This window comes from Mycobacterium sp., assembly GCF_049280035.1.
Classification (GTDB): domain Bacteria; phylum Actinomycetota; class Actinomycetes; order Mycobacteriales; family Mycobacteriaceae; genus Mycobacterium.
On the sequence record NZ_JBAPPI010000202.1, the window covers coordinates 1 to 8,158 of the forward strand.

Genomic DNA, 8,158 nt, shown 5'->3' on the forward strand with positions numbered 1-8,158 from the left:
CTGCCCCCGCATGTCGAGGTGATCGACGCCGCCAAGATTCCTTACGGACGCGCGATGGCCCAGGACGCCATCAACGCGGTCATGATCGAGCAGGCCCGAGCCGGACGGTTTGTGGTGCGTCTCAAGGGGGGCGATCCGTTCGTGTTCGCCCGCGGATACGAGGAGCTGCTGGCGTGCGTCGAGGCCGGCGTTCCGGTGACGGTAGTGCCGGGTGTGACGAGTGCCATAGCGGTGCCCGCGTCGGCGGGTGTTCCGGTCACCCACCGCGGCCTGAATCACGAGTTTGTGGTGGTCAGCGGCCATCTTGCGCCGGGGCACCCCGAATCGTTAGTGAATTGGGACGCATTAGCGGCGATGTCGGGCACCATCGTTTTGCTGATGGCGGTGGAGCGCATCGAGCTTTTCGCCGAAGTCCTGCTGAAGGGCGGCCGACCTGCGGATACGCCGGTGTTGGTGGTCCAACACGGAACGACGGCCGAAGCACACACGTTGCGGGCCACCCTCGCTGACGTTCCGGAAAAGATACGTTCGGAGGGAATTCGACCCCCCGCGATCATCGTGATCGGTACGGTAGCGGCATTCGGCGCTTAAAAGATTCCTAAGATTACTGTAGGGTAAGTTCTTATGACGGCTCTCAATGACGCAGAGCGGGCTGTCCACGAATGGACGTCTGAACCCTCGGAGCGAGGAGTTCATATGCCCCCAGTGCACTCAGCCAAGGCCGCCGAGAGCGCCACAAACAGGTCTTATCCGACGTGGATGCTGTCGCGGCGGTTCATCGCTGCGGTCATCGCGATCGGCGGGATGCAGTTGATGGCGACGATGGACGGCACCATCGCGATCGTCGCGCTTCCTAAGATCCAGAACGAACTGGGCCTGTCCGACGCCGGCCGAAGCTGGGTGATCACCGCCTACGTGCTGACCTTTGGTGGTCTGATGCTGCTTGGCGGCCGCCTCGGCGACACCATCGGCCGGAAGCGCACCTTCATCGTCGGCGTCGCGTTGTTCACCATCGCCTCCGCGCTGTGCGGTATCGCATGGGACGACTTCACCCTGGTCACCGCCCGGTTGCTGCAGGGCATCGGGGCCGCAATCGCTTCGCCGACCGGCTTGGCGCTGGTGGCTACCACGTTCCCGAAGGGGCCAGCGCGCAATGCGGCGATGGCGGTGTTCGGCGCGATGACCGGCATCGGCTCGGTGATGGGTTTGGTGGTCGGCGGTGCGCTCACCGAGGTGTCGTGGCGGTTGGCGTTCCTGGTCAACTTGCCGATCGGGCTGGTGATGCTTTACCTGGCCCGCACCACGCTGCGGGAAACCCACCGGGAGCGGAAGAAGCTGGACGCCACCGGGGCGGTGCTAGCCACGTTGACCTGTACCGCCGCCGTTTTCGCGTTCTCGATGGGACCCGAGAAGGGTTGGATCTCGCTTACCACCATCGGTTCCGGTGTGGTGGCGCTGGCGGCTTTTGTCGCGTTCGCCCTCGTTGAGCGCACCGCCGAGAACCCCATCGTCCCCTTCGACCTGTTCTTCGACCGCAACCGGCTGGCCACCTTCGTGGCCATCTTCCTGGGCGGCGGCGTGCTGTTTACCCTGACCGTGCTGATTGGGCTGTACGTGCAGGACATCATGGGCTATAGCGCGCTGCGAGCCGGCGTCGGCTTTATCCCGTTCGCGATCGCGCTGGGCATCGGCATGGGTGGCTCCTCGCAGCTGGTGTCGTGGTTCCCGCCGCGGGTCGTGGTGATCAGCGGCGGGATCTTGTTGCTGGGCGCGATGGTTTACGGTTCGACGCTCGACGGTGGCATGCCGTACCTCGACTTGGTGGTGCTGATCACCGTCGGCGGGATCGGGATCGGGATGATCATCATCCCGCTGGCGCTCTCGGCGATCGCCGGCGTCGGTTTCGACCGGATCGGACCCACCTCCGCGATCACGCTGATGCTGCAAAACCTCGGCGGTCCGGTGGTGTTGGCGGTTATCCAGGCTGTCATCACGTCGCGCACGCTGTACCTGGGTGGCACAACCGGCCCGGTGAAAAACATGAACAAGGTGCAGTTGCATGCGCTCGATCACGGCTACACCTACGGTCTGCTGTGGGTGGCCGGGGTAGCCATCGTCGTCGGCGGCGTTTCTCTGCTCATTGGCTACAGCGCCGCGCAGGTGGCCCACGCGCAGGAAGTCAAGGACGCCATCGACGCCGGCGAGCTGTAGCTCTGTCTGGCTCGGAATCTCGTGAGATTGCGCTTAAGGCTGTGATCTGGCGCGATTCACGACCCTGTGCGCAATTTCATTGGATACCCGCGGCGGGCCAATACTTCCGACAACCGATGAATGATGAATCGTCGGCTGTGTTCGGCCACCACGTGAATGTCGATCCAGCCTTGACGCACGATCAGCTCTGCGCGTCCGATGTCGTGCAGATATTGTCCGCGATCGTTGCTGTGATGCTGACCGTCATAATCAAGGCCGACCATCGGTTCGTCGTAACCCATGTCAATGAATGCCTCGTTGATCCCGTCGGTCACCCTTATTTGCGTCCTCGGCGCGGGTAGGCCGGCGTCGATGAGGACGAGCCGCAACCAGGTTTCTCTCGGCGATTGAGCACCAGGGTCCATCAAGTTGAGCGCGACCACCGAGCGGCGCAGCCCTCGCGCCCTGGGATAACGCTCGGTCAATGACAAGGCATCGCATGCCTTGACGTCTGTTGCGCGGGCGAGCGCGTCGAGGTGTCTCACCGCGACATCGCGCCGCAGGTGGCGGGCAAGGTCCAGCGCGGTCCTCGCGGGACTCGTTACCGACATGTTGTCGATGTCGACGATCTCGTCTGCGTCGATCCGTTCGTTGCGAACCACGATTCCTGGTGGCGGACGGCCACTGCGCCAGATCATCTCGATCGGTGTTGCCGCGTCAACCCACAGGGCGCCGTGTAACGCCGCAGCAGCACGCCCGGCGATCACGCCATTGCGACCCGACCACAGCCACGCGCCGACTGTGCTGCGCGACAGTGACGGAGCCGTAGTTCTCGCCACATAGATGTCGGGAAATATTGAGCAGTAGTTCCAGCGCAGCTGCCCCCTGGTGAGCCCGCCACACGCAAGCATCTCCGTGCCGACGAATACATCAGTCATGCCGTGATACTGAGAGGAAGCACCGACGTTTCACTATTCATGCGGTGAGATTGCGCGCAGGGTTGTGGATAACCGTTCGTTCGCAGCCCTAGGCGCAATCTCGCGGTCAGTCGCTCGCCGCTAGGCTTGCGCGCTGTGATCACCCGGATGTCCGAACTGTTCTTGCGCACGCTGCGCGACGACCCCGCCGATGCCGAAATTGCCAGCCACAAGCTGCTGATACGCGCCGGCTACATCCGACCGGTCGCACCCGGCCTGTACAGCTGGCTGCCGCTGGGGCTGCGGGTGTTGCGCAAAATCGAACGCGTCGTGCGGGAGGTAATGAACGCCATCGGCGGACAGGAGATCCTTTTCCCGGCGCTGCTGCCGCGCGCGCCTTACGAGACGACCAACCGATGGACCGAGTACGGCGACAGTATTTTTCGCCTGAAAGACCGCCGCGGCAATGACTATCTACTCGCCCCTACCCACGAAGAAGTCTTCACCCTGACCGTGAAAGGGGAGTACAGCTCCTACAAAGATTTTCCGCTGGTGCTCTACCAGATCCAGATCAAGTACCGCGACGAGGCGCGGCCCCGGGCCGGCATCTTGCGGGTACGCGAGTTCGTGATGAAGGACTCCTACTCCTTCGACATCGACGATGCCGGGCTCAAGACCGCTTACCACGCACACCGAGAGGCCTACCAACGGATTTTCGACCGGCTTCAGGTGCATTACGTCATCGTGTCTGCGGTATCCGGCGCGATGGGCGGCTCGGCGTCTGAGGAGTTCCTGGCCGAGAGCCAGGTCGGCGAGGACACCTTCGTGCGCTGCCCCGCGTCTGGTTACGCCGCCAACGTCGAGGCCGTGGTCACCGTCCGCCCCGAGTCCCTGCCGATCGACGGACTGCCCGAGCCGGTGGTCCACGACACCGGCGACACCCCGACCATCGCGACCCTGGTCGAGTGGGCCAACGGCGCCGACCTGGGCCGCACCGTCACCGCCGCCGACACCCTGAAGAACGTGCTGCTGAAGGTGCGCCAACCCGGTGGCGATTGGGAGCTGCTGGGAATCGGAGTGCCGGGCGACCGCGAGGTCGACGACAAGCGGCTGGGCGCTGCGCTCGAGCCGGCCGAGTACGCACTGCTTGACGACGCCGACTTCGCTAAGTATCCGTTCCTAGTGAAGGGATACATCGGCCCGAAGTCGTTGCAGAACAACGGTGTTCGCTACCTCATTGACCCGCGCGTGGTGGATGGCACCAGCTGGATCACCGGCGCCGACAAGCAAGGGCAGCACGTCGTCGGGCTGATCGCCGGCCGCGACTTCACCGCCGACGGCACCATTGAGGCCGCCGAAGTCCGCGACGGCGATCCGTCTCCGGACGGCGCCGGTGCGCTGGTATCGGCCCGCGGGATCGAGATCGGTCACATCTTCCAGCTCGGCCGCAAATACACCGACGCCTTCACCGTCGACGTGCTCGGCGAGGACGGCAAGCCGGTGCGGCTGACCATGGGTTCCTACGGTCTCGGAGTGTCGCGGCTGGTAGCGGTCATCGCCGAACAGCACCACGACGAGCTGGGGCTGCGTTGGCCGTCCGAAGTCGCGCCGTTCGACGTGCATCTGGTGATCGCCAACAAGGATGCGCAGGCGCGCACCGGGGCCACTGCGCTGGCCGCCGATCTGGATCGGCTGGGCATCGAGGTGCTGCTCGACGACCGGCAGGCCTCGCCCGGGGTGAAGTTCAAGGACGCCGAGCTGCTCGGTGTGCCGTGGATCGTCGTGGTGGGCCGTGGTTGGGCGGACGGGACGGTCGAGCTGCGCAATCGGTTCTCCGGCGAGACCCGCGAACTGGCGGTCGGCGCCGGGCTGGCCACCGACATCACGGTCGCGGTCTCACGCGATTAGTCGCCGCCGGGAAACGCCGTGGTGATCGGGTTGGCCCCGAGTACCTGGTTCCAGCGGGCGGCCAGCACGGCGCTCTGTGTCAGCGCGGTCACGCCGAACTGGCGATCCTCTGGCGTCTGAGCCTGCTCGATAACCGCGCGCCAGGCCACCTCGGTGTCCTTTTCCATCCGCACGGCCAGCCGGTTCGCATCGGTTGGGTTGTTCACCGGCATCGGCAACTGGTAGCCGGCGGCGGCCACCGGAGCGTTGACCGAGCGGCCGCCGAGCATCGCGATCACCTGGTCGCGCCGTTGGCGATGCTGATTCAGCGAGAAAGACACCAGGGGGTTGGCGTCGGGTTGGCAGTGGGCGGACACGATGCCGTAGCCGTAGATCACGGCGTGTTCGGTCGTCAGCGCAGCGCACAATGCGGAGTCGGCGGGTGACGGCTCAGCGGATGTCATGCGGCCGGTCCTGAAAACACCAGCGCGACACTGTAAGCGGCCGTGCACGCGGCGGCGATCGAACCGAGCAGGCCGGCCCGATAACCCGAAGACGTCATTGCCAAGTGACTGGCACTGGCCCCGGACCCGCGTAAGGAATTGATCACGTCGGACAGTATCGGCGGGGGCGCCGCCGCGGCCGACGTGGTGGGTGTCGGGCTGGTGGTCTGACTGGAGGTCGACGTCGTGTTGACGGCCAGGCGTGCGATCTCGGTAGCCAATGCCTTGGCATGTTGGGCGCGCTCGCCGGCGACCTCGGTCAGCGCTGCACTCACTGGTGCGGCTGCGGCCGCAGCAGCTGCGGTGGCGAGCTCGCTGTCATGCCGGGCCAGTTTCAACTGCGCTTCGAGTTCGTCGACCGCCGGCGCGGCGGGCGGCGAACTGCAGGCGGAGCCGGCCATCCCGAACACAGCGAGAGCGGCGCCACCGGCCAGCACCTGTCGCCTGTTGAAAACCGGTCTGACAACGGGCAGCGTGCGTGGCACAGCAACATCCTGCCATTGCTGTGCCGGCGCGTTGGACGGCCCGGCTATGACGCAGGTTGACCTGGCCGCGATCACGGCTGATACGAGTTTCCTGGCGTATCGTTAATAGCTGGTTCACCGGGAACGTGCATTACTGCGAGCCGGAGGGCCGCCTGACCGGACAACTCAAGATGAGGAGCTCGCCGTGGCCATCGGGCTACCGTCACAGACGCAGGTGATCGAGCTACTCGATGGTGAGTTCGCGCGCGCAGGCTACGAAATTGAGGACGTCGTCATCGATCCGCGGGCCCGTCCGCCGCGGATAACTGTCATTGCCGACGGCGACACCGCGCTCGACCTGGACACCATCGCTGAGCTAGCCCGTTCGGCGTCGACCTTGTTGGACGCTGTCAAAAGCATTGACGGTCGCTACGTGCTGGAAGTCAGCTCCCCCGGCGTGGACCGCCCGCTGACCAGCGCGAAGCACTTCCGCCGGGCGCAGGGCCGCAAGGTCGAAATAGCACTGGCCGACGGAACGCAAGTCACCGGTCGAGTCGGCGAGATATCCGACAACGCGCTGCTGCTGGTGGTCCGCGACGATCGGGCCCGCGACTGGACCGTGCGTCCAGTGCCAATTGACGAGATCGTGAAAGCGATTGTCCAGGTTGAGTTTTCGCCTCCTTCCAAGCGAGAACTTGAGTTGGCGGCTGTCGATCGGAGTGCGGAGGGCAGAACATGAACATCGACATGGCCGCTCTGCACGCGATCGTTGTGGAACGAGGAGTCTCCTTCGACGACTTGCTCGAGGACGTCAAGGCCGCGGTGCTCAGCGCTTACCGGCACACCGAGGGCCATCAGCCGGATGCGCATATCGAAATTGACCGCAAAACCGGTGCGGTCCAAGTTTTTGCCCGCGAGGTCGACGAAGACGGCATTGTGCTCAGCGAATGGGAGGACACCCCGGAGGGTTTCGGGCGGATTGCGGCCACCACCGCACGGCAGGTAATGCTGCAGCGGCTCCGCGACGCCGAGAACGAGCGCACATTCGGCGAGTTCTCCACTCATGAGGGCGAGATCGTTGGCGGTGTGGTGCAACGTGACAGCCGGGCCAACGCCCGCGGTTTCGTCGTCGTCCGAATGGGCAGCGAGACCAAGGGGTCTGAGGGTGTGATCCCGGCGGCCGAACAGGTTCCCGGTGAGCTTTATGAGCATGGTGACCGGCTGCGCTGCTACGTGGTGGGAGTGAGTCGCGGTTCCCGCGAGCCGGTGATCACGTTGTCTCGCACCCACCCCAACTTGGTGCGCAAGCTGTTCTCGCTGGAGGTCCCCGAGATCGCCGACGGTTCGGTGGAGATTGTCGCGGTGGCACGCGAAGCCGGCCACCGTTCGAAGATCGCGGTCGCTTCCCGGGTCCCCGGCCTGAACGCCAAGGGCGCCTGCATCGGCCCGATGGGTCAGCGGGTGCGCAATGTGATGAGTGAGCTGTCCGGGGAGAAGATCGACATCATCGACTACGACGAGGACCCGGCTCGGTTCGTCGCCAACGCGTTATCGCCGGCCAAGGTGGTTTCGGTGACCGTGATCGACCAGAACGCCCGGGCCGCGCGGGTAGTGGTACCGGACTTTCAGCTTTCGCTGGCCATCGGCAAGGAGGGCCAGAACGCACGGCTGGCCGCCCGGCTCACCGGATGGCGGATCGACATCCGCGGGGATTCGCCCGACCAGCCCGCGGACCACCCCGAGCACGGCGCCACCCACGGGGAACACGGCGCTACCCACGGGATGGCGCACGACCGCTGACCTACATCGCGGGTGGTTCTGACCACTAGTTGGGTGTGGGTAAACTAAGCCGTGATCCAGCGCGAGATTTCGGCCTCTGCGCATCGACGCATCGATGGACCGGTGCGGACATGTGTCGGTTGCCGAAAGCGAGAGTTGGCCGTCGGACTGCTCCGAGTGGTGGCTGAGTCGATCGGGAACGGGAAATACGCCGTGACCGTTGACCCAGCGGGTACTCTGCCGGGGCGGGGTGCATGGCTGCATCCCGTTCCACAGTGCGCCAACGATGCGATCCGGCGGCGAGCATTTGCTCGAGCGCTGCGCATCGTGGGCGCACCGGATACGTCAGCGTTGTTCGAGCACATCAACGGGCTCGGCACACCGCCAACAGAACAGGCAGCAAAGAACATGAGCACAC

At 64.9% G+C, this 8,158-nt stretch carries 9 protein-coding genes; 6 read left to right on the top strand and 3 right to left on the bottom strand.

From position 1 onward, the window contains the following. Positions 1-591, top strand: a 591-nt coding sequence (gene cobA, locus WAN71_RS06575; protein ID WP_422224559.1) for a uroporphyrinogen-III C-methyltransferase, incomplete at its 5' end; no start/stop codon positions are given. A gap of 105 nt (positions 592-696) precedes the next feature. Beyond that, the gene (locus tag WAN71_RS06580) at positions 697-2,211 is read left to right on the top strand and encodes an MFS transporter (protein ID WP_422224560.1); all 1,515 of its coding nucleotides are present in this window, start codon (positions 697-699) and stop codon (positions 2,209-2,211) included. Positions 2,212-2,267: 56 nt separating this feature from the next. Here WAN71_RS06580 and WAN71_RS06585 read toward each other — a convergent pair whose 3' ends face one another. Further along, positions 2,268-3,128 (bottom strand): hypothetical protein, encoded by an 861-nt coding sequence (locus WAN71_RS06585; RefSeq protein ID WP_422224561.1) that lies wholly within the window; start codon positions 3,126-3,128, stop codon positions 2,268-2,270. Between the two features lie 135 nt (positions 3,129-3,263). Here WAN71_RS06585 and WAN71_RS06590 point away from each other — a divergent pair, with 135 nt between their 5' ends. After that, on the top strand, positions 3,264-5,015 hold the full coding sequence (locus WAN71_RS06590; RefSeq protein ID WP_422224562.1) for a proline--tRNA ligase: 1,752 nt from the start codon (positions 3,264-3,266) through the stop codon (positions 5,013-5,015). Here the strand turns inward: WAN71_RS06590 and WAN71_RS06595 are convergent. Further along, positions 5,012-5,458 (bottom strand): ferritin-like domain-containing protein, encoded by a 447-nt coding sequence (locus tag WAN71_RS06595; protein WP_422224563.1) that lies wholly within the window; start codon positions 5,456-5,458, stop codon positions 5,012-5,014. The two genes, WAN71_RS06590 and WAN71_RS06595, sit on opposite strands and share 4 nt — an antisense overlap. Beyond that, positions 5,455-5,982: a hypothetical protein gene (locus WAN71_RS06600; RefSeq protein WP_422224564.1), complete on the bottom strand. Its 528-nt coding sequence runs from the start codon at positions 5,980-5,982 to the stop codon at positions 5,455-5,457. Before WAN71_RS06600 ends, WAN71_RS06595 begins: the two co-directional genes overlap by 4 nt. A 184-nt stretch (positions 5,983-6,166) precedes the next feature. Here WAN71_RS06600 and rimP point away from each other — a divergent pair, with 184 nt between their 5' ends. The 3 genes from rimP to WAN71_RS06615 all read left to right on the top strand — a co-directional run. After that, the gene (gene rimP, locus WAN71_RS06605) at positions 6,167-6,700 is read left to right on the top strand and encodes a ribosome maturation factor RimP (RefSeq protein ID WP_422224565.1); all 534 of its coding nucleotides are present in this window, start codon (positions 6,167-6,169) and stop codon (positions 6,698-6,700) included. Continuing rightward, positions 6,697-7,761 carry a transcription termination factor NusA gene (nusA, locus tag WAN71_RS06610; RefSeq protein ID WP_422224566.1) on the top strand — a complete coding sequence of 355 codons (1,065 nt, stop codon included), beginning with the start codon at positions 6,697-6,699 and terminating at the stop codon, positions 7,759-7,761. The genes rimP and nusA overlap by 4 nt, the downstream gene beginning before the upstream one ends. A gap of 159 nt (positions 7,762-7,920) precedes the next feature. Beyond that, on the top strand, positions 7,921-8,158 hold a 238-nt coding region (locus WAN71_RS06615; protein ID WP_422224567.1), incomplete at its 3' end, for a DUF448 domain-containing protein.

Coding starts and splice junctions, on each gene's coding strand:
- nusA (WP_422224566.1), top strand. CDS start 6,697: ATGAACATCGACATGGCCGCTCTGCACGCGATCGTTGTGGAACGAGGA.
- WAN71_RS06580 (WP_422224560.1), top strand. CDS start 697: ATGCCCCCAGTGCACTCAGCCAAGGCCGCCGAGAGCGCCACAAACAGG.
- WAN71_RS06595 (WP_422224563.1), bottom strand. CDS start 5,458: ATGACATCCGCTGAGCCGTCACCCGCCGACTCCGCATTGTGCGCTGCG.
- WAN71_RS06585 (WP_422224561.1), bottom strand. CDS start 3,128: ATGACTGATGTATTCGTCGGCACGGAGATGCTTGCGTGTGGCGGGCTC.